General features: G+C 72.0%; 18 protein-coding genes and 2 pseudogenes. 12 read left to right on the top strand and 8 right to left on the bottom strand.

Annotated features, from left to right (window positions below):
• The first annotated feature begins 15 nt into the window (after window positions 1–15).
• Both ACFV3R_RS23290 and ACFV3R_RS23285 read left to right on the top strand, forming a co-directional pair.
• Window positions 16–423: a MerR family transcriptional regulator gene (locus ACFV3R_RS23290; protein WP_385586315.1), complete on the top strand. Its 408-nt coding sequence runs from the start codon at window positions 16–18 to the stop codon at window positions 421–423.
• A gap of 279 nt (window positions 424–702) precedes the next feature.
• On the top strand, window positions 703–1,308 hold the full coding sequence (locus tag ACFV3R_RS23285; RefSeq protein ID WP_385586312.1) for a hypothetical protein: 606 nt from the start codon (window positions 703–705) through the stop codon (window positions 1,306–1,308).
• Window positions 1,309–1,422: 114 nt separating this feature from the next.
• Here ACFV3R_RS23285 and ACFV3R_RS23280 read toward each other — a convergent pair.
• Window positions 1,423–2,229, bottom strand: a pseudogene (locus ACFV3R_RS23280) (transposase family protein).
• A gap of 321 nt (window positions 2,230–2,550) precedes the next feature.
• Here ACFV3R_RS23280 and ACFV3R_RS23275 point away from each other — a divergent pair.
• The 3 genes and pseudogenes from ACFV3R_RS23275 (at window position 2,551) to ACFV3R_RS23265 (ending at window position 5,654) form a co-directional block, all read left to right on the top strand.
• On the top strand, window positions 2,551–3,084 hold the full coding sequence (locus tag ACFV3R_RS23275; protein WP_385586309.1) for a hypothetical protein: 534 nt from the start codon (window positions 2,551–2,553) through the stop codon (window positions 3,082–3,084).
• Between the two features lie 136 nt (window positions 3,085–3,220).
• Window positions 3,221–4,016: pseudogene (locus tag ACFV3R_RS23270) on the top strand (transposase family protein).
• A 195-nt stretch (window positions 4,017–4,211) separates the two neighbouring features.
• Window positions 4,212–5,654: an MFS transporter gene (locus ACFV3R_RS23265; RefSeq protein ID WP_385586305.1), complete on the top strand. Its 1,443-nt coding sequence runs from the start codon at window positions 4,212–4,214 to the stop codon at window positions 5,652–5,654.
• On the opposite strand, the gene ACFV3R_RS23260 is transcribed toward ACFV3R_RS23265, so the two are convergent.
• Window positions 5,556–6,485 carry a M56 family metallopeptidase gene (locus tag ACFV3R_RS23260; RefSeq protein WP_385586302.1) on the bottom strand — a complete coding sequence of 310 codons (930 nt, stop codon included), beginning with the start codon at window positions 6,483–6,485 and terminating at the stop codon, window positions 5,556–5,558. The two genes, ACFV3R_RS23265 and ACFV3R_RS23260, sit on opposite strands and share 99 nt — an antisense overlap.
• A gap of 256 nt (window positions 6,486–6,741) precedes the next feature.
• The gene (locus ACFV3R_RS23255; protein WP_385586299.1) at window positions 6,742–7,281 is read right to left on the bottom strand and encodes a DUF5134 domain-containing protein; all 540 of its coding nucleotides are present in this window, start codon (window positions 7,279–7,281) and stop codon (window positions 6,742–6,744) included.
• A 720-nt stretch (window positions 7,282–8,001) separates the two neighbouring features.
• Between ACFV3R_RS23255 and ACFV3R_RS23250 the strand changes: the two genes are divergently transcribed.
• A complete protein-coding gene (locus tag ACFV3R_RS23250) occupies window positions 8,002–10,293 on the top strand; it encodes an N-acetylmuramoyl-L-alanine amidase (RefSeq protein WP_385586296.1) in 2,292 nt (763 codons plus the stop codon).
• 55 nt (window positions 10,294–10,348) lie between these two features.
• Here ACFV3R_RS23250 and ACFV3R_RS23245 read toward each other — a convergent pair whose 3' ends face one another.
• Complete coding sequence (locus ACFV3R_RS23245) at window positions 10,349–11,104, bottom strand: XRE family transcriptional regulator (RefSeq protein WP_385586294.1); 756 nt, start codon at window positions 11,102–11,104, stop codon at window positions 10,349–10,351.
• A 560-nt stretch (window positions 11,105–11,664) separates the two neighbouring features.
• Complete coding sequence (locus tag ACFV3R_RS23240; RefSeq protein ID WP_385586291.1) at window positions 11,665–12,057, bottom strand: VOC family protein; 393 nt, start codon at window positions 12,055–12,057, stop codon at window positions 11,665–11,667.
• A 112-nt stretch (window positions 12,058–12,169) separates the two neighbouring features.
• Between ACFV3R_RS23240 and ACFV3R_RS23235 the strand changes: the two genes are divergently transcribed.
• Window positions 12,170–12,718: a GNAT family N-acetyltransferase gene (locus tag ACFV3R_RS23235; protein ID WP_385586288.1), complete on the top strand. Its 549-nt coding sequence runs from the start codon at window positions 12,170–12,172 to the stop codon at window positions 12,716–12,718.
• Window positions 12,719–12,790: 72 nt separating this feature from the next.
• On the opposite strand, the gene ACFV3R_RS23230 is transcribed toward ACFV3R_RS23235, so the two are convergent.
• Both ACFV3R_RS23230 and ACFV3R_RS23225 read right to left on the bottom strand, forming a co-directional pair.
• Window positions 12,791–13,474: a glycerophosphodiester phosphodiesterase gene (locus ACFV3R_RS23230; RefSeq protein WP_385586285.1), complete on the bottom strand. Its 684-nt coding sequence runs from the start codon at window positions 13,472–13,474 to the stop codon at window positions 12,791–12,793.
• 129 nt (window positions 13,475–13,603) lie between these two features.
• On the bottom strand, window positions 13,604–13,777 hold the full coding sequence (locus ACFV3R_RS23225; RefSeq protein WP_385586282.1) for a hypothetical protein: 174 nt from the start codon (window positions 13,775–13,777) through the stop codon (window positions 13,604–13,606).
• Here ACFV3R_RS23225 and ACFV3R_RS23220 point away from each other — a divergent pair.
• The 3 genes from ACFV3R_RS23220 to ACFV3R_RS23210 all read left to right on the top strand — a co-directional run bounded on the left by ACFV3R_RS23220 (window position 13,776) and on the right by ACFV3R_RS23210 (window position 17,162).
• Window positions 13,776–15,182 (top strand): DUF6421 family protein, encoded by a 1,407-nt coding sequence (locus ACFV3R_RS23220; RefSeq protein WP_385586278.1) that lies wholly within the window; start codon window positions 13,776–13,778, stop codon window positions 15,180–15,182. The genes ACFV3R_RS23225 and ACFV3R_RS23220 overlap by 2 nt on opposite strands.
• A 115-nt stretch (window positions 15,183–15,297) precedes the next feature.
• Window positions 15,298–16,056, top strand: a complete 759-nt coding sequence (locus tag ACFV3R_RS23215) for an SDR family NAD(P)-dependent oxidoreductase (RefSeq protein ID WP_385586275.1) — start codon at window positions 15,298–15,300, stop codon at window positions 16,054–16,056.
• Window positions 16,057–16,064: 8 nt separating this feature from the next.
• Window positions 16,065–17,162 carry a threonine aldolase family protein gene (locus ACFV3R_RS23210; RefSeq protein WP_385586491.1) on the top strand — a complete coding sequence of 366 codons (1,098 nt, stop codon included), beginning with the start codon at window positions 16,065–16,067 and terminating at the stop codon, window positions 17,160–17,162.
• 166 nt (window positions 17,163–17,328) lie between these two features.
• Here the strand turns inward: ACFV3R_RS23210 and ACFV3R_RS23205 are convergent, their stop codons facing one another.
• Window positions 17,329–18,036, bottom strand: a complete 708-nt coding sequence (locus tag ACFV3R_RS23205) for a lysophospholipid acyltransferase family protein (protein WP_385586273.1) — start codon at window positions 18,034–18,036, stop codon at window positions 17,329–17,331.
• 305 nt (window positions 18,037–18,341) lie between these two features.
• On the opposite strand from ACFV3R_RS23205, the gene ACFV3R_RS23200 reads away from it, so the two are divergent.
• Together ACFV3R_RS23200 and ACFV3R_RS23195 are read left to right on the top strand one after the other, a co-directional pair.
• The gene (locus tag ACFV3R_RS23200) at window positions 18,342–18,665 is read left to right on the top strand and encodes a thioredoxin family protein (RefSeq protein WP_385586270.1); all 324 of its coding nucleotides are present in this window, start codon (window positions 18,342–18,344) and stop codon (window positions 18,663–18,665) included.
• Window positions 18,666–18,766: 101 nt separating this feature from the next.
• Window positions 18,767–19,288: a flavin reductase family protein gene (locus tag ACFV3R_RS23195; RefSeq protein ID WP_385586267.1), complete on the top strand. Its 522-nt coding sequence runs from the start codon at window positions 18,767–18,769 to the stop codon at window positions 19,286–19,288.
• Window positions 19,289–19,331: the final 43 nt, after the last annotated feature.

Below are 19,331 nucleotides of genomic sequence, written 5' to 3'. Positions count from 1 at the left end.
AGAATCTCACATGATGTGAGATTCAAGCGTGAAAAGTGTGATGTAGGCCACACGGAGGTCGGGGTGCGTATCGGAAGGCTCTCGGAGCTCACGGGCGTCAGCGTGCGCTCCTTGCGCTACTACGGCGAGGCAGGACTTCTTGAGGTGCGTCGAGGTCCTGGCGGGCATCGCCTGTATGACTCGACGGACGTCGCTCAAGTGCAATTGATCCAAGCGCTCTTGTTTGTGGGTCTTTCGACTCGGGAAATAGCCGAGATCAAGCAGCATTGCAAGAAAAGACCTCATCAAAAAGAGTCCCAGGCGACAGCGATGCTCCGCAAGCAGCGCGATATTATGGACAGCTGCATCCATAGGCTGGTCGGAGCGAGGGCGCGGCTGGATAGCTTTATCGCGGAGGCGGAGGCGCGGGATCGCGTGTCCTGAGTCGTTGATTCGTGTGCGGCGAGTTCTTTGCAGCCTGGCGGGAGGTTGAAAAGAGCTCAGTGCGTGTGCCGCCCGACGAGCAGACGCCGGCCCGCGCTTCCACCGTGGACGAATGACGGTTACGCATCCACGGCGTGCTTGTCCGCCCGTCCGGCGTCGATGTGTCCGCCTCGATCTTGCGCCACATGGCGCTCGCCGGCGGATCCGCCGCCAGGAACGCGTAACGCGTTGGCGTCCCGTGAGCGTGGGGCGTCAGACGCCTGCAGGACCTGAGACGAAATGAAACTGCCGATGGACACCAACGCCTCCCTCAGCTTCACCCGCCACCCCGGCGCAGAATCCAGGCGCTACGAACTCCGTCCCAAGAACGCTGCCCCCGTGTACGTCCGTCACGGCGCCCCTGACGGCTGGTCGCTGCCTCAGGGGTACGAGCCTCGTTTCACCCTCTTCCAGGACCCTGCGGGAACTACTCCCCTGGCCGTTGTCGTCCGGTGCGATGGCAGGCACCTGGTCGTCCTCACCCCTGACAACAAGCCGCTGGCCGACCTTCGACTACCGCCGAAGAACAAGCGCTGGAGGCCGACCTACGAGATCCACCTGCCGGACGGCCGGGTCCTGAGAGGCCGAGAAGGAACGGTGCCGTCGCTGATCTGGAGCGCTTTGCTGGCCCCCTTCCTTCTGCTTTACCTTGCCGCTCTCTTCTTCTCCGACTCCGCCGCCGGCACCTTCACCGCCCCGCTTCGCACCTCCTGGCGGCAGCAGGGCCAGTCCTTTGGGCGTGCCGAACTCATCGAGACAGCTCGCGGACGATTCCAGGCACGAGGCGCCGGGCTGGACCACCGGGTGGCCTACGCTCAGCCGGTGGCAAAACACTGGAAGCCGTAGCAGCAGACTCGCTACCGCACGCAAGTCGTCTCGACGCGAGGTTCTCAGGCTGGTGCTGGTGCTTTACCGGGAAGGTTCGCCGGGTTGGCAGGTCACTGAGGTTTTCTCAGCGGTTCATTCCCATACGGTGGTGAGGGCGAGTGCGGCTTTGGTGATGTCGCCGGTGTGCGTGGGGCTCAGGGTGATGTGCCGGAGGGCGGCCCAGCGTTGTTTGAGGGCGGCTGCGGCGCGTTCGCCGAGGGCTCGTCCGTCTCGCTGGAGGCGGTTGTGGGTGCGGTTGTCGATGCTCAGTGGTGCGGGGATGTCGAGGTGGGGCCGCAGCGGGGTGTGGACCCCGGTCCCTGCGCCTGTGTAACCGACGTCGGCAAGGGTGGGCAGTCCGTCGCGGGCCGCCGGGTAGAGAGCTGGGAGCGCGTGGATGCGTGCGGCGCGAAGGTCGTGGACAGAGCCGGGCTCGACGTCGGAGGCCCAGAGGGGGTCGCCGCCCGGGCGGCGAGGAACTGGACGTTGCCGGCGAAGTGCCGCGTCTTGCCCGAGAACCAGAGATCGTTGCCCTTCTCGGTCCGCCCGGGGAATCGGTCGCAGGAGAGGAGTGTGCCGTCCAGGATGACGTAGGGCATGCCGTCCCCGTGGCATCGTCGCAGGACGTCGTGCAGGTCGGGACTGTCCTGCGCCAGGACGTCGATGCCCTCGTGCAGGTAGCGGTAGCCGGTGGCCTGGGAGACGCCGGCGTCGCGGGCCAGGCAGGAGACGCGGCCGCCTTCCCGGAACCAGCGGACCGCGAGGTACCGCTTGAGCGAACGGGGTCAGCGCCCGAGAGCGTCGAGGAGTGTGCACGTCGCGTCGTCGTCCTGCCAGCAGGCGGGCGAAGTGCACCTCTACCTGACGCGGGACATCGAGCATGGCAGCGTAGGGAACCACGTGAAGCCTCTGGCGTTCGGGATCTTGGTCGACTCCGTTCCTACCAGGGGCTTCACGCCTGTCAACGCCACCGCGAGAGTGCAAGCTTGACGCACCACAAGCTCATCGCTGAGAAAACCTCACTGTGCCAGTGGTCACGCGGCACTGGCTCTCATCACCGTATCCAGGCCGCACCGACACCGCGGCCGTCCTCAGGAAAAGGGGTCAGGACCTGGACTTGAGCCATGCAGTCCTTGCAACTAGGTCTGTTCCGTTGTCTAGACAGAGTCGCAGCCCTAATGTGATCAGCGTTGAACGCGGCCATCAGGGAAGGGGCTTGGCATGATCGGGATACGCAAATTACAGCGTTGTCGAATGTTCATCGCGGGGGTAGTACTGGCATTACCTCTGATCAGCGCGTGCAGCGGCAGCTCAAACGATAGAGACCCTAGCCTCATCCAGAAAGAAGTGCAGGCGCACTATACGTTCAGTACCTTCGCCAACGGTCACTACGCGATGCTCGACTGGACTGCAGGACCCTCGGGACAGATCACCGGCAAGTGCGTCAACAGCTTTTTGGACGACTACGGAGACCCCGGCTCTACCCCGAAGGTGGTTCGTGATACCACGCGGTTTACCGGCCAGGAAGGTAACGGAAAGGTCCGGTTCAATGGCCTCCTCGACGACGGTGACCCTGTTCACGGTGTCATCAAGGGAAGCACCTTGACCGTTGACCATACGTTCCCAGTCGCCAATTACAAATGGAAGGCCACCACGGTGGATGCCTTCAATAAAACGATCAAGGACTACGCCAAAGCACATCCGTTACCAAGGCAGACATCCTCCATTGGCGCCACGTTCAGAAAGACACACTGAGGTTTTCTCAGCGATGAGCTTGTGGTGCGTCAAGCTTGCGCTCTCGCGGTGGCGTTGACAGGCGTGAAGCCCCTGGTAGGAACGGAGTCGACCAAGATCCCGAACGCCAGAGGCTTCGCGTGGTCCCTATGCTGCCATGCTCGATGTCCCGCGTCAGGTAGTGGTGCACCTCGCCCGCCTGCTGGCAGGTCGACGACGCGACGTGCACACTCCTCGACGCTCTCGGGCGCTGGCCCCGTTCGCTCAAGCGGTACCTCGTGGTCCGCTGGTTCCGGGAAGGCGGCCGCGTCTCCTACCTGGCCCGTGACGCCGGTGTCTCCCAGGCCACCGGCTCCCGCTAGCGCTACCTACACGAGGGCATCGACGTCCTGGCGCAGGACAGTCCCGACCTGCACGACGTCCTGCGACGATGCCACGAGGACGGCATGCCTTATGTCGTCCTGGACGGCACACTCATCTCCTGCGACCGCGTCGCGGGACGGACAGAGAAGGGCAACGACGTCTGGTTCTCGGGCAAGGGCCGGTACTTCGCCGGCAACGTCCAGTTCCTCGCCTCCCCCAATGGCGACCCCCTGTGGGTCTCCGACGTAGAACCGGGCTCGATCCACGATCTACGTGCCGCTCGCATCCACGCGCTGCCAGCCCTCTACCCGGCGGCCCGCGACGGACTGCCCACCCTCGCCGATGTCGGATACACCGGCGCAGGCATCGCGATCCACACCCCGCTGCGGCCGCACCCCGACATCCCCTCACCGCTGTGCCTGGCCACCCGCACCCACAACCGCCTCCAGCGAGGCGGACGAGCCCTCGGCGAACGCGCCGCAGCCGCCCTCAAACAACGCTGGGCCGCCCTCCGGCACATCACCCTGAGCCCGAGCCGCATCGGAGACATCACCAAAGCCGCACTCGCCCTCACGACCGCATGGAAGTGAATCGCTGAGAAAACCTCAGTATCCGCAGGAGGCTTCGCACCCACCCTGCTGCCGCAGTAAATACCTGTCATAAAGCGGCATCCGACGGTTTTTACTGCGACAGAGCTCGCCTTGGCAGAGTTTCCCGACGGCATTCCCGCTTTTCTCCGCAACAGTTGTTGTGCGTACTGCCGAGTGCCGGGCACCCTGCTGTGCGTGCCCCTCTCCTTCCACGGCCGCACCGGCCGCCCTTTCCGCCTGCCCGGAGCCTCACCGGACCCCGGCGTCCGGGCGTTCCGCGGTTTCGTCGTCGCCCACCTGACCTCTCTTCTGGGCACGTCGATGGCGTCGGTGGCCGTGGCCTTCGCCGTCCTGGCGACAGGGGGCGGGGGAACGGCGCTCGGTGCGGTGATGGCCGCGCGGATCCTGCCGCTGACCGCGCTGCTGCTCGTCGGCGGGGCCGTGGCGGACCGGCTGGGCGGACGCGCGGTGATGCTGGCGGCGGACCTGCTGCGCTGCGGCGCCCAGGCGGCGTTCGCCCTGCTGCTGGTGACGGGGGCCGATGCGCTGCCCGGGTTGCTGGCGGTGTCGGTCCTGGGCGGCGTGGGGGAGGGGCTCTTCACCCCGGCCCTCGCGGCCCTCGTCCCCCGGCTGGTCCCCGCCGGGAGACTGGTCGGGGCCAACCTCGCGCTGCAGGGCGCCCGTTCCTCGGCCACCGTCGCCGGGCCGGTCCTCGCCGGGCTGTTCACCGCTGTCTCGGGGCCCGCCGCCGTTCTCGTCCTGGACGCCGCGACCTACGCGGTCAGCGTCCTCGTCCTCCTGCGCCTGCCCGCCCGGGCGCCGGCGCCCGGGCGCAGCCCGAGCCTCGCCCGTGACCTGCGGGAGGGCTGGTCGCTTTTCCGGTCCCAGACCTGGCTGTGGGCCACCACTGCCCACGTCTGCCTGATGAACCTGCTCGTCTGGGGGCCGTTCCTGGTCCTCGGGCCGGTGCTCGCCGAGGCCGGGGCAGGGGCCGGGGGTGACGGGGCGGGGGCCTGGGGAGTGGTGATGGGCGTCTACGGTGCGGGCGCTGCGGTCGGTGCACTGCCGCTGCTGCGACGCCCGCCCACCCGGCCGCTCCGCCTCGCGGCCCTCGCCTCCCTCGGCTGGGCGCTGCCCTCCGCGACGCTCGCGACGGGCGCGGACACGGCATGGGTGTGCGTCGCAGCCCTGGTGTGCGGGGCCTGTTCGGCCGTCCACGGCACCCTCGCGACCGCCACGGTCCAGCAGTGGGCGCCCGCGGACCAGCAGGGGCGGCTCGCGGCCTTCGGAAGCCTGGGGGCGTTCGTCCTGGGCCCGGTCGGGCTGGTGCTCGCCGGGCCGCTGGCCGAGACGTTCGGGGTGCGGACGGTCCTGGCCGCCGGGGCGCTGTGGATGCCGCTGGGAGTGGCCGCGGTGCTCGCCGTCCCCGCCGTGCGACGCGGCACCCCACCGGCCGCACCGACTGCACCGGCCCACCCGACGGCCTCGCCCGGTGCGGGAGCCGTGGTGCCCGGCCCTGTTTCCCGCGCGGTCCGGCCGTTACCGCAGGACCTGCAGGGCGGGACCGAAGGTGACCAGCAGGGGGACGAGGGGCACGAGCGTGGCGAAGGCCGTCATCCGCAGGCGCCGACCGGGTGAGAACCGGGTGGCCGGGTCCAGGAGGCGCTCCACCCGGCGCGGCACCTCGGCGAGCGGGGACGGGCAGGGGCCGAACACGCCCCGGTCCTCGTTGAGTTCGACCAGTGCCAGGGCGATGGCGAGACGGCCGTGGCGGCGTGAGGCGCAGTCGTCGGCCGCCAACTCCACCAGGTGGTGCACCTGGTCGCGGAAGGCGGCGAAGACCGGGACCCGCGGGAAGGCCGTGGCCAGCGCCGTCGAACAGTGCAGCAGCAGGTCGTGGTGGGCCCGGTCGTGTCCCTGCTCGTGGGCGACGAGCGCGTCGAGGTTGCGGTCGCCCAGGCGGCGCAGCGCCCCGGTGGTGACGACGAGCTGGGGCGGGTGACCCGGCAGCCACCAGGCGTGCGGCCGGTCGCCCTCCAGGACCACCAGCCGGTCGTGCTTCTCACCCGGCAGCCGCGGCACGCGGGCCCGCAGATCCGTACGGCGTCTGCGCAACCTTCCCCGTGCCGCCCGCACCTCGCGGGCCAGCGTCACCGCCGTCCAGGCACCACCGCCGGCCAGCGCGGCGGCCAGCACGCCCGCCCAGGGGCCGGCAGGGGTCAGCCGGTAGGCGTCCACCACACCGCGGGGGGCCGGGGCGAACACATGGCCCCGGACCAGTTCCCAGGCCGACGCGGCACTCAGGGCCATGGCCAGCGCACAGCACAGCAGGACGGCGGCGACCGCGCACTGCCACACCCACAGGGCGAGTACCGGTTCGCGGTCGGGCCAGTCGGCGCGGGCCATGAGGCGCGGCGCCGTTGCCGCGACCAGCGCGCCGAGGAGGACCAGCGCGAGGGGGACCATCATGCCGCCAGCCTAGGAGCGCGGCCGCCCGCTGGGTACGCCCCGGGCCCGGAAGTGACGCACGACACCGGACGGTGTGGTTTCGGCGTCCGCGGGCCGAACTCCCGTGCAGGGACACGGAGGTGAGGCCGATGCCGACGCGAGGAGCGCCCGCACCGCGTCCCTGGGGGTGAGGCCGATGCCGACGCGAGGAGCGCCCGCACCGCGTCCCTGGGGGTGAGGCCGATGCCGACGCGAGGAGCGCCCCGCACCGCGTCCCTCACAGGGAGACGAGCATCGCGAACATCGCCGTACCCATGACGACCCGGCAGGCCGTCAGCACCTCGGGCCGACCGCCGCCCAGGGGTGCCACGGCCACCGCGGCCGGTATCAGCCGCCGCCCCGAGACCAGCACGTAACCCGCGTAGTAGAGCAGCAGCGCCCCGCTTACCAGCGGCAGCCCCATCATCACGTGCGACCCGTCCCCCGGCTCCGCAGCCGGCGCCAGGGGAGCCAGCGCCATCACCAGCGTCATGTAGAGCATCGTCGTCGCCTCCACCACGTGGTGGAGGCAGCGTCGCCACCCCGCCCACACCAGGAGCGCGGCGAACAGGGCCGCCGACGCCCACCACAACGACGGCGGGGCGGCGGGAACCGGTTCGGGCAGCGCCATGACCGCCATGCCCAAACCCGTCATGCCCTCCGCCGCCGCGTCCAGGCGGTGCGGCAGTGGGCCACGGCGGGCGCGGCGCAGGCAGTACGCGGCGGCGGACAGGCACAGCAGCGCCAACGCCCAGCCGAGAAACGGCGGACCGTGCACAGGACACACCCCCGTGTGGTGAGGCGGGTCGCCGCCGGCGACCGGCGGCCCGACCGGAGAAGCATGCCCAGGCGCCCCGCCCTCCCACGCGGCGCACCGGAGGCACGAGGGGGCGCGCGCCCACGGGCACCGCGGTCCACGGGCCTGGCGGAAACCCTCCCGAATCGCACATCCGTGCTCTACGCTCGGCCCCGGCGCAGCGATCATCGCCGTGTCGTGGCCGACCGGGTCGTGGGGAGACGTCCCGGAACAGCAGATGCGGAGCCGGAGCGCGCAACCCCGCGCCGCACCGCCCGCGACCGCAGGACCCGGCAGCCCCGGCCCCGGCCGGGCGGGAACCCGCCCCGGTCGCCGCCGCACCGCGCCGCAGGGTGCCCGCCGACCGGCAGGCGCCCACCCAGAGGGAGGGGAGGGGCTTTGCCCCGGAACACCGCACCACGCCGAGAGAGACCCGTCGTCCGCAGCCGCCCGGTGCTCACGGCGCTCCTGGCGACCACACTGCTGGGCGTCGCAGGCGCAGCCACCCAAGCCGGTGCTGCCCCCGTTCAGCAGACGCAGCAGACGCAGCAGACGCACCGGACCGAGCAGGCGCACCAGTCCCGGCAAGCGCACCCGACACAGGCCCGGCGGGCCCCGGCCGTCCATCACCTCGCGCTGGAGGGCGACCGGGCGGGGCGGGCGGTACTCGGCCGGCGGACCACCACCCGGTTCAGTGCCGTCATGCTGACCTGGACCGACCCGGACGCCCGACTCCACGGCACCGCCCAGGTGCGCACCCGCGCCACCGGGACGGGTGACTGGTCGCGGTGGCAGCCGCTGCGCGCCGAGGAGTCGGGCGCGGACGGTGCGGAGGCCAAAGCAGGCAAGGCCAGGGGAGGCACCGCCTCCCTGTGGGCGGGCGACTCCGACGGCGTCCAGGTGCGCGTGGTCGACGCTGGTGGGCAGCAGGCCGCCCACCAGCCCGCGGGCCTCCAGGTGCAACTCCTCGACCCGGGCACCGATCCGGCGCCCGCCACCCGTGCGGGACGCTCGACGCAGGCCGGAGAGCCGGCCGCCGCGGCCGACGCCCCCGAGCCGCGTCCGTCCACCGTGGCCAAACCGCCCGTCATCACCCAGAGCCAGTGGGGCGCCTCCACCGACTACGACGGCACACCGTCCTACGGGACCGAGATCAAGGCCGCCGTGATCCACCACACCGGGGTCGACAGCGACAACAGCGTCTCCTGCGCCGACTCCCCGGCCCGCATGCGCACGATCCAGCAGGAGCACTTCGCCCGCGGCTACTACGACATCGGCTACAACTTCGTCGTCGACCGCTGCGGCCAGATCTTCGAGGGCCGCAGTGGCGGCATGGACCTGCCGGTGGTCGGCGCCCACGACATCGGGTTCAACACCAACACCCTCGGCATCTCCTACATCGGCAACTTCGAGAGCGCCCAGCCCACCGACGCCGCACTGCGGGCCATCGCCCGGGTCGTCGCCTGGAAGTTCGGCATGTACGGCATCGACCCGACCGACAAGGTCACGCTCGTCTCCGGCAGCGACAAGGGGGTCGACGGGAACCTGATCCCCAAGGGTGAGTCGGTGACCCTGCCGCGGGTCTTCGGCCACCGCGACACCAACGCGACGGCTTGCCCCGGCGCCCACCTCTACAGCGCGCTCCCCACCATCCGGACGCTGGCGGCCGAGCCCGGCGTGTCCGCCGCACTGCCGACCGCGGACACCGACCGCGACGGCCTGGCGGACCTCGCCCTCGGCACCCCCGCCACCACCGGTGGCGCGGGCTCCGTCACCGTCGTCCCCGGCGGTGAGGACGGGCCCGTCACCGCCGCGCGGCGCACGATCAGCCAGGCGTCCACCGGCGTCCCGGGCAGCGACGAGGCCGGTGACGGCTTCGGTGCCGCCACCGCCTGGGGCGACGTCAACGGCGACGGTGCCGCCGACCTTGCCGTGGGCGCCCCCGGCGAGGACGACACGCACGGCAACGCCGACCTGGGCACCGTCACCGTCATGTACGGCCCGGACCTCACCACCGGCTTCCAGGCGATCGGCACCGGCGCCGGCGGCCGGGCGGGTTCGGCCGTGGCGGTGGGCGACTTCGACGCGGACGGCCACGCCGACGTCTTCAGCGCCGGTACCGGTGCGGGCGGCACCTGGCGGGTCGACACGCCGACCGGCACCGTCGCGCAGGGCTCCCTCGGCGCAGGCGACGGCAGTGCCTCCCACGAGGACGCCGTCAGCGCCGACTTCAACCGCGACGGTTACGCGGACGTGGCCCTCACCTACGTGGACGTCGCCGGAGCCGGGCGCGTCACCTGGTTCAAGGGGGGTGCCGGCGGCCTCGCGAAGGTCGCGGTCCTCCCGGTCAAGGGCGGCCGTTCGGTCGCCGCTGGGGACATCGACGGCAACGGCTACGACGACCTGGTGATCGGCCAGCCCAACGTGGCGGAGTCCGGCGCGCACACCGGCGGACAGGTCACGATGATCCGCGGCTCCGCCTCGGGCCTCACCGCCACCGGCGCGATCACCGTCGACCAGGACAGCACCGGTGTGTCGGGTGCCGGGGAGGCCGGGGACGACATGGGCGCCTCGGTCGCGGTCGGCGACTACGACCTGGACGGTTACGCCGACGTCGCCGTCGGTGTCCCCGGCGAGGACATCAGCCGGGACGGTGTCGGGTACGCCGACGCCGGGGGGATGCTGCTGCTGCGCGGCGGCTCGGCCGGGATGACGGGCACCGGCTCCCTGGCGTTCAACCAGGACACCTCCGCGATGCCCGGAGTGGCCGAGGCGGGGGACGCCTTCGGTTCCTCGGTGGTGCTCGCGGACCTCTCCGGCTACGGCCGCAACGACCTCGCCGTCGGAGCGAGCGGCGAGGACTCCGGCGACGGGACCGTGCTCTACCTCAGCAGCGGCAGCAAGGGCTTCGACCCGGCGTCCGCCTACTACTGCAGCCGCAACACGCTGGGCACACCGGCGGGCGCGGGGCTGGGGTCCGTCGTGGCACCGTGAGCCGACGGCCGGGCGCACGCGGTGTGTGCGCCCGGCCGCAGAGCCAAGGCGCCCTTCAGGGGAGACGGTTGTAGGCAGCCAGGGTGGCTTTGGACGTGGAGGCGTCCTGGAAGACCAGTTCCCACGGGCCGGTGTTGACGTCGAAGTCCTTGCCGAAACCGACCCACTTGCCGGCGATCCTCCGCCCTGTCGGCTCGACCAGCATCTGGACGGCTCCGTGGTAGCGCGCTCCGGCGTAGTACCCGTCCGCCGCTGTCTGCTCCGTCCACGTTCCGGTCACCACCGCACCGTCCAGTTCCAGGTCCATGGTGAGCGGAGAGGCGGAGGAACCAGGCAGGCTGCGTACGGCCAGGCGGTTCCCGTGCTGGAGGACGACGACGTAATGCCGGCCGGTGTAAGCGCTGTCGCGCCCGCTGCTGAAATACTCGTAGCGGCTCAGCCACACGCCGGAGTAGGCACTGCGCGCGGTGGATGCGTCGGCCCGCGCCGCAGCCTGGACCGGCGGGACGCCTGAAAGGGACGGTGCCACGTCGTGTCCGCCCACACCGTCGCCGCTGACGCGGGCCATGGGCACGAGATCGCGGAACCCGAGAGCGTCGATGGGCAGGCCGGTGACGGACTCCAATGCCCGGGCGTAGGCGGGCCTGGGGACTCCGATACTGCCCGACTCCCAGCGCTGTACGAGACGTTTGGTCGCGTCGTTCGGCTCACCGGCACGCGCCCCGGCAGCGCGCAGGGCGCGAGCGAAGTCGTCCTGTGACATGAGCATCCCCTTACGGATGGCCTGAAGTGTCGCGTTCGGCACGGTCATGTCGTCACGGTAGGACTTTTCCGGTTGCTGTGACACCGAAATGACGCCCTTTCAGGCGCCGGAGTGACGCCTTGACAGTCGTCGCGCCTCCTTCCTCCGCCGCGGCACTCTGGCGGCATGACCACTCCTACTGATGGAGAGCCCGGACGTGGACCGCACGACCACGGAAACCGCGTGGTGCGCGGAGTGCACGACCCTGCGAGCCGCACGAGCGACGGCGGCGAGACACCACCTGGTGCATCTGTACCGGACGCTGGCTCTCGCGCTCCGCACCCATCTCATGACGCACCCGCCCCGAACCCTCCGGGACGCCCCGGAACAGCCGAACCCTCGCCACGGGCAGTACCCATCACCTCGTGCTACCGCTGCGGCCACGTCAGTACGGGCAACGCAGAGGTGATCGTGGACCGCGCCTCCGGTCCTCCGCTGGTCCTGTACGTCTGCGGACGTCACGACGACCGTCGTGGGCGTCCGTCGTTCTCCCCCGCCCACTGACTGTCCGACCGCTCACAGCCGGCCCTGCCCGCTGCCACTCGGCACGGCAGGGCCGGCCCGAACCTTCACCCCCGAGTGTCCCGCCGCATCGGGTGGTCCTCCGGGACCTGGGTCAGGACGATCTCGTGGCCGTCCGGGTCGGCGATCCACATCTCGACCAGCCCCCACGGCTCCCGCACCGGCGGCCTGCGGATCTCCACACCGCGCGCCTGCAGCTCCTGGTGCGCGGCCTCGCAGTCGGCCACCTGGAGCCAGAGCCGGAGGGTGGGGCCGGGCGTGCCCTGGGCGCGTCCGGAGACCTCAAGGAACCCGCCGCCCAGGAAGTACACCGTCCCGCGCTCGGGGCCCGCGCCGAACTCCCGGTAGACATGGAGGCCCAGCGTCTCGCCGTAGAAGGCGCGGGAGCGGTCGGGGTCGGCGGGGCGCAGCAGGACCCTGCTGCTCAGTACGTGCACCATGCCGGTCGTGTGCGCACCGCGGGCCCGAGCCAAACCTGTCGGGGCGGCCCGGCCCGCCGGGCGGACGGGTTAGCCTCGGGGGAGCCCCCTCGCACTCGATTGGACGACGCACGTGGACACCCGACAGCCCGCAGCCCCCGTACACACCTTCCGGCTCGCCACCGAGGAGGACGTCGCCGAGCTGGTGGGACTCGTGGAGTCGGCCTACCGCGGGGACGCCAGCAGGGCCGGCTGGACCACGGAGGCGGACCTGCTCGGCGGGCAGCGCACCGACGCCGCCGCGGTCGCGGAGGTGCTGCGGAGCGCGGAGGGCGCGGTCCTGGTGGCTGAGCGCGAGGGTGAGGCGGTCGCCTGCTGCCACGTCGAGCACCGCGGGGACCACACCTACTTCGGGATGTTCGCGGTACGCCCCACCCTCCAGGGGGCCGGGGTGGGCAGGCTCGTGCTGGGCGAGGCCGAGCGCACCGCCCGCGAGCGCTGGGGCGCCACCGAGATGCGCATGACGGTGATCCGGCAGCGCGAGGAACTGATCGCCTGGTACGAGCGGCGCGGCTACCGGCGCACCGGGATCATGAGCCCCTTCCCCTACGGCGACGAGCGGTTCGGGGTCCCGCACCGCGACGACCTGGAGTTCGAGACGCTGGTCAAGACGCTGGGCTGAGCCCGGGCAGGTACCGCCGCATCGGGCGCGGGGACCGGCTGCCCGGCCCGCTCCGGCCTCCCCCGAGCGATCTCAGGACGCGGCCCGCACCGCCCGGTGGATCGCCGGTTCGTCGGTCACGGCCCCGTCCAGCCCCATCGCCCGGACCATGGTCAGCTGGTCCTCGGTGTTGACCGTCCAGCTGATGACCGTCAGCCCGGCCGCGTGGGCCTGCTCCACGACCTCCAGCGTCACCCGCCGGACGTCCAGCGAGAGGCGGGTCGCGCCCACGGCCAGCGCCCGGTCCACCACGTCCCGCTTGAACCGGCCGGCGACCAGCGCGGTGCGTGCCTCGGGCAGCAGCTTGCGGGTGGCCGCCAGGGCCTCGTCGTGGAAGGAGATCACCTCCACCCGGTCCAGCAGGTCCCGCTCGCGCAGCACCGCCGCGAGTGACTCGGCCGCGGCCACGTCCTTGATCTCCGCCTGCAGCGGGGCCGCGACGGCGTCGAGGACCTCCTCGAAGACCGGCACCCGCTCACCCTCCCCGGCGTCCAGGCTCCGCAGCTCCGCCAGGGTGAGGTCGGCGATGGCCCCCGACCCGTCGGTGGTGCGGTCCACCTTGGTGTCGTGCATGACGACCAGCGCACCGTCCTTGCTCAGGTGCAGGTCCAGTTCGACCAGGTCCACGCCCTCCCGCTCGGCGCGGGCGAAGGAGCGCAGGGTGTTCTCGGGTTCGACTCCCATGAGTCCCCGGTGACCGATGCTGAGGAAGGTCAAGACGGCCTCGCTTGTGTCGGGTGCGCGGGGCGGTCGGCTCCCGCCGCAGCCCACGGTACGGGGTCGGGGGAGCGCGTCCGGCAGTGCGCCCGAGGGCCGAACACCTTCATGTGCCCGCCTGCCGGCGACTCAACCCCCGAACAGCGTACGAACAGAAGAAACTGGTGCGAAGTAGGGGTGCGCAGGAAGAACATCTCGGGTTCCGCGCTTCGACAGGAGAATTTTCTTCTGATCGTCTTGAGAGGAAGATGGGTACTCGATACGGTGAGTCGGCAACACGACGTCCTGCTGGAGGGTGGTCATGACGGAACTTCTTTCGCCTGTGGGTGCCCGTGAGGGGGCGGCATCCCCCGCGACCCCGCCGCGGGTGGTCGAGCACGCGGCCTGGCCCGTCCTCAAGGGGGCGGTGGAGGTGATCCGGGGCTGGCAGCGCGCCGACGGCTCGGTGGACCTCGACACCGAGGGCGGACCGACGCTCGCCGACGTCCGGCAGCAGGTGGAGCGCATCCTCGCCGCCCTGGACGAGCTGGCCCCGCTGCTGCCGCACGACGCCGAGTACCACCGCGCGCTCGCGGCGGACCTGCGGCGCTGGGTGGAGCAGGGCGCCCAGGTGCCCGACTTCCTGGACTCGCTGCTGGCCTTCCACCCCTCGCAGGGGCGTGCCGACGGTCTCCAGCACCTCGTCGTCTTCCCGATGTACACCCAGAACGGCAACCCCGACCGCAACCTGGAGGCGGTCGTGCTGCGCATGGTGTGGCCCGACTGGCTCGCCGAGCTCGAACGTACCCGCTACGACAACCCGATGTTCTGCGGCATCACCTTCGAGGACTTCACCGCCGGGTACGACACCAACTCGGCCGTCCTCTTCCCGGAGACCATCGCGGTGCGCCAGGCGCCGGAACGGTTCAGCTGGGGCGGCATCTTCTGCGACCGCGAGGCGGCCCGCTTCCGGCGGGTCAGCGAGGCCGCCGTCGGCCTCCTCGGCCTGGAACTCCCCGAGGACGTCCGCGCGATGCTGGCGGACCAGCAGCGATGCCAGGAGGCGTTCGTCCTCTGGGACATGATCCACGACCGGACGCACAGCCACGGCGACCTGCCCTTCGACCCCTTCATGATCAAACAGCGGCAGCCGTTCTGGATGTACGGGCTGGAGGAGCTGCGCTGCGACCTCACCGCCTTCCGGGAGGCCGTCCAGCTGGCCGCGGAAGGCGTCCCGCAGGCCCGTGACGTGCAGTACGCGATCCTCTTCGACCGGCTCTTCCGCTTCCCCGTCACCGGCGAGCGGGTGCGCAACTACGACGGGCTCGGCGGCCAGCTCCTCTTCGCCCACCTGCACCAGCGCGAGGTGCTGCGGTGGACCGACAACACCCTCCACGTCGACTGGGAGCGGCTGCCCGCGGTCACCGGGGAGCTGTGCGAGCGCATCGAGACCCTCTACCGGGAGGGCATCGACCGGCCCAAGCTGGTCCACTGGTTCGCCGCCTACGACCTGGTCTCCGGGTACCTCCCGCCGCACCCCGGCTCGGTGTGGGCCAGGGGGCCGCGCGCCCTCGACCTCGACCTGCCGCCCCGCAAGCTGGTCGACGAGGTACTGCCCGACGAGTTCCCGCTGAGCATGTTCTACGAGGCGCTGGCCAAGAAACTGCGCAAGGTCATCGCCTCGACCCGCGGCATCACCGCCCACAGCCCCGTGGAGGCGGCCGCGTGAGGGATCTGGACGGGGCGGCGCGCCGGACGCGCAGCGGGCAGGATGGGAAGAGGCAGGAGGCGGACCGCATCAGCCGTGCGGTCCGCCAAAGGAGCCACGGAGCGGGAGGCTTGCGATGACGGTGCCGGTCGGTCAGGGACCACTGGAGGGCCGTGTGGTGGCGGTGGCCGGCGCCGCGGGCCCCGCAGGCCGCGCCACGCTGCTGCGGCTCGCCGAGGCGGGAGCCACGGTGGCGGCCGTGGACGCCGCCACCGAGCGCCTGGCGGAGGCGGTCGACGCGGCCAGCTTCGCGCACGGCGGTGCGCCGGTCGTGGGGGAGACGGTCGACCTGCTCGACCTCGACGCCACCCGCGCCTGGGCCGACCGCACGGAGGAGGAGTTCGGCCGCGTCGACGGCCTGGTGCACCTCGTCGGCGGATGGCGCGGCTCGAAGAACTTCGCCGAGACCAGCCTCGGCGACTGGAACCACCTGCACAACCTGCTCATCCGCACCGTGCAGCACACCTCGCTGGCCTTCGACCCCGCCCTGCGGCGCAGCGGTGACGGCCGCTTCCTCCTGGTCAGCGCCGCCGCGACCGGCAGGCCCACCGCGGGCAACGCCGCCTACGCCGCCGCCAAGGCCGCGGCCGAGGCGTGGACGCTGGCCCTGGCCGACGGCTTCGCCAAGGCCGGGGGCGAGGGCGAGCCGCCGGCGGCTGCTGCGATCCTGGTGGTCAAGGCGCTCGTCCACGACGCGATGCGCGCCGAACGACCGAACGCGAAGTTCGCGGGCTTCACCGACGTCACCGAGCTGGCCGAGGCCGTCACCGGTGCCTGGGAGCGGCCCGCCCGGGAAGTGAACGGACAGCGCCTGTGGCTGACCCCCGAACCGTGACCGCCAGGATGTCCCAGGCCAGGAGCGCCAGGGAGGAGGGCGGGGCGCGCACCGACGTGCGCCGCCGCCATGACCCCGAGGAGCGCGGCTTCGCCAGTGACAACTACGCCGGCGTCCACCCCGAGGTGCTGGCGGCCCTCGCGGTGGCCAACGGCGGCCACCAGTCCTCCTACGGCGCCGACGCCTACACCGCGCGGCTCCAGGAGGTCGTGCGCGGGCACTTCGGACCGACGGCCGAGGCGTACCCGGTGTTCAACGGCACCGGCGCCAACGTCGTCGCGCTCCAGGCGGTCACCGAGCGCTGGGGTGCGGTGATCTGCGCGGAGTCGGCACACATCAACGTCGACGAGTGCGGCGCGCCCGAGCGGGTCGGCGGCCTGAAGCTGCTGACGGTGCCCACCCCCGACGGCAAGCTGACGCCGGAACTCGTCGACCGCGAGGCCTACGGCTGGGACGACCCGCACCGCGCCATGCCGCAGGTGGTCTCCCTCACCCAGACCACCGAGCTGGGCACCTGCTACACGCCGGCGGAGGTGCGGGCGCTCTGCGAGCACGCGCACGAGCGCGGCATGGTCGTCCACATGGACGGCGCCCGCATCGCCAACGCTGCGGCCACCCTGGACGTGCCGATGCGCACCTTCACCAACGCGGTCGGCGTCGACATCCTCAGCTTCGGCGGCACCAAGAACGGTGCCCTGCTCGGCGAGGCCGTGGTGGTGGTCAACCCCGGGGCCGTCCGCGGCCTGCCGCACCTGCGCAAGCTGTCGATGCAGCTCGCCTCCAAGTCCCGCTTCATATCCGTCCAGCTGGAGGCGCTGCTGGCAGGCGACCTGTGGCTGCGCAACGCCCGCCACGCCAACGCCATGGCGCAGCGCCTGGCCGCCGGGGTGCGCGAGGTGGCAGGGGTGGAGATCCTCTACCCGGTGCAGTCCAACGGGGTGTTCGCGCGGCTGCCGCACGACGCGGCTGAGCGGGTGCGCAAGAGGTTCCCGTTCTACTTCTGGGACGAGGCGGCCGGGGACGTGCGGTGGATGTGCTCCTTCGACACCACCGAGGAGGACGTGGACGCGTTCGTCGACGCCCTGCGGGAGGAACTGGGGCGGTGAGCCCCCGCCCCGCCCGCCCGGGGCCGGGCGGGCGCCGCGCGGAGTGACCCGGGGGGCAGCCGGCCGGGGGAGAGGCGCACCGGGGCCGGGGCGACGTGCCGGTGCCAACCGGTGCCCGCACGCTCCCGGCGTCGCCCCGCCCCTGCGTGCGGTGCCCGGCAGCCGCTCAGGCCCCGGCGGCCGGGGCGGTGCCGCCGAGGTGGGCGGGGAGCCACCAGGAGTCCTCCGGTCCGCGGGGGCGCGCCGGGTAGGCGCGCTGGGCGCTCTCCAGCAGCTCCTGGACGCGGGCCCGCAACCGCTCGGTGATCCCCTCCGGCTCCTCCGCGGAACCGGCCGCCACGGGCTCGCCGACCCGGATGGAGATCGGCAGGTGGCTGCGGCCCAGTTCGCGCCGGTGCCCCTTCGTCCAGAGTCGCTGCGTGCCCCACAGCGCCATGGGCAGCAGCGGCACCCCCGCCTCCTGGGCCAGGCGCGCCGCCCCCGACTTGAACGCCTTCAGCGTGAAGGAGCTGGAGATCGTCGCCTCGGGGAAGACGCCCACCACCTCACCGGCGCGCAGCTTCCCCAGCGCGTGGCGGTAGGCCTCGCCCCCCTCGGAACGGTCCACCGGGATGTGCTTCATGGCCCGCATCAGCGGCCCCGAGAGCCGGTGGCGGAAGACGGACTCCTTCGCCATGAACCGCACCAGGCGGCGGGCCGGCCGGGCGGCCAGGCCGCAGAAGACGAAGTCCAGGTAGGAGATGTGGTTGCTCACCAGCACGCCTCCGCCCTGCCGCGGTATGTGGTGCGCCCCCTCGACGTCGAAGCGGAGGTCCATGGCCTTGAAGGCCGTCCGCGCGAAGGCTATGACGGGTGGGTAGACGAGTTCCGGCATCGCGGAATCCCCTTTGCGAGTACGCCGGGGAGGTCACCCGGATGGAAGCTACGCAGCCGTAACCACGACTTTTCGCAGATCGTGCCGTACCCGGGCGTCACACACCACAGTTCCGGCCGGCCCTGCCGCGTAATCCTCGTCACGTACGCGTGCCCGGCACGGTCGCGGGAAGGTTCGAGGGCACCGCGGTGTTGCGCAGACGTCAGCCGAACTGCCGCCGGCGGACGAGCGAGGAGCCCGCCAGTCGGTGCCCGCAGGCGGGATGAGAGCGTGCCCGTACGCGGGGCGAGAGCAGAGGGAAGGCCATGGAGCACCACCACGGACGGTTGACCGGCGCCGACATCGGGGCCGAACTCGGCCGCCGGGCGACGCTGCTGCACTTCTCCACCGCCTTCTGCCAGCCCTGCCGTGCCACGCGGCGCACTCTGGCGGAGGTGGCCGCGCTGGTCGACGGCGTCACCCACGTCGAGGTGGACGCGGAGTCGCAGCTCGGACTCGTCCGCGCCCTGGAGGTGGAGCGGACCCCCACGGTGCTGGTCCTGGACGCGGCCGGGACGGTCGTGCGCCGGGCTGCCGGAGCGCCCCGCAAGGCGGACGTCATCGCCGCGCTGGGGGCGGCGATGAGCTGAGGAGCCCGCGGCCCTCCGGCCGGTCGCGCGGCCGGCCGGGAAGCCGCCCCGGCCCGCCCCTCCCCGCGATCGACGCCCGCCCCCGACCCGAAGGACCCCCGATGTCCGTCTCCGCAGACCGCACCCACCGGCGCCAGGCCCCGTCCGCCGACGGCGACCTGCTGCGTTCGGTCTTCCGGCAGCACGCCGCGGGCGTCGCCGTGGTCACCGCGCACACCGCCACCACCGGCCCGGTCGGCTTCACCGCCACCTCGCTGAGCTCCGTGGCGGCCGCGCCCCCGATGCTCTCCTTCGGCATCTCCACCACCTCCTCGAGCTGGCCCGCCGTCGCGGAGGCCGAGCACGTCGGCGTCCACATACTCGCCGAGGACCAGCTACCGCTCGCCACGACCTTCGCCACCAGCGGCGCGGACCGGTTCGGCGCCGCGACCGGGTGGAGCAGCGGGCCGTACGGCGTGCCGCTGCTGGACGGCGTACTGGCCCGGGTCGTCGCCCGGGTGGCGGCCCGGGTCCCGGCGGGGGCGCACCGCGTCGTCCTGGCCGAACTGGTCACCGGCGACGTGCTCTCGGAGGGACGGCCCCTGCTCTACCACCGCGGCCGCTTCACCGGACTGCAGGACTGACCCCCGCGGGGCCGCGGCCGGCGGCGGGCGCGCCCGACGGGGC

This window comes from Streptomyces sp. NPDC059740 (genome assembly GCF_042733155.1).
Lineage (GTDB): Bacteria > Actinomycetota > Actinomycetes > Streptomycetales > Streptomycetaceae > Streptomyces.
This window is presented reverse-complemented; position numbering and strand designations above follow the sequence as displayed.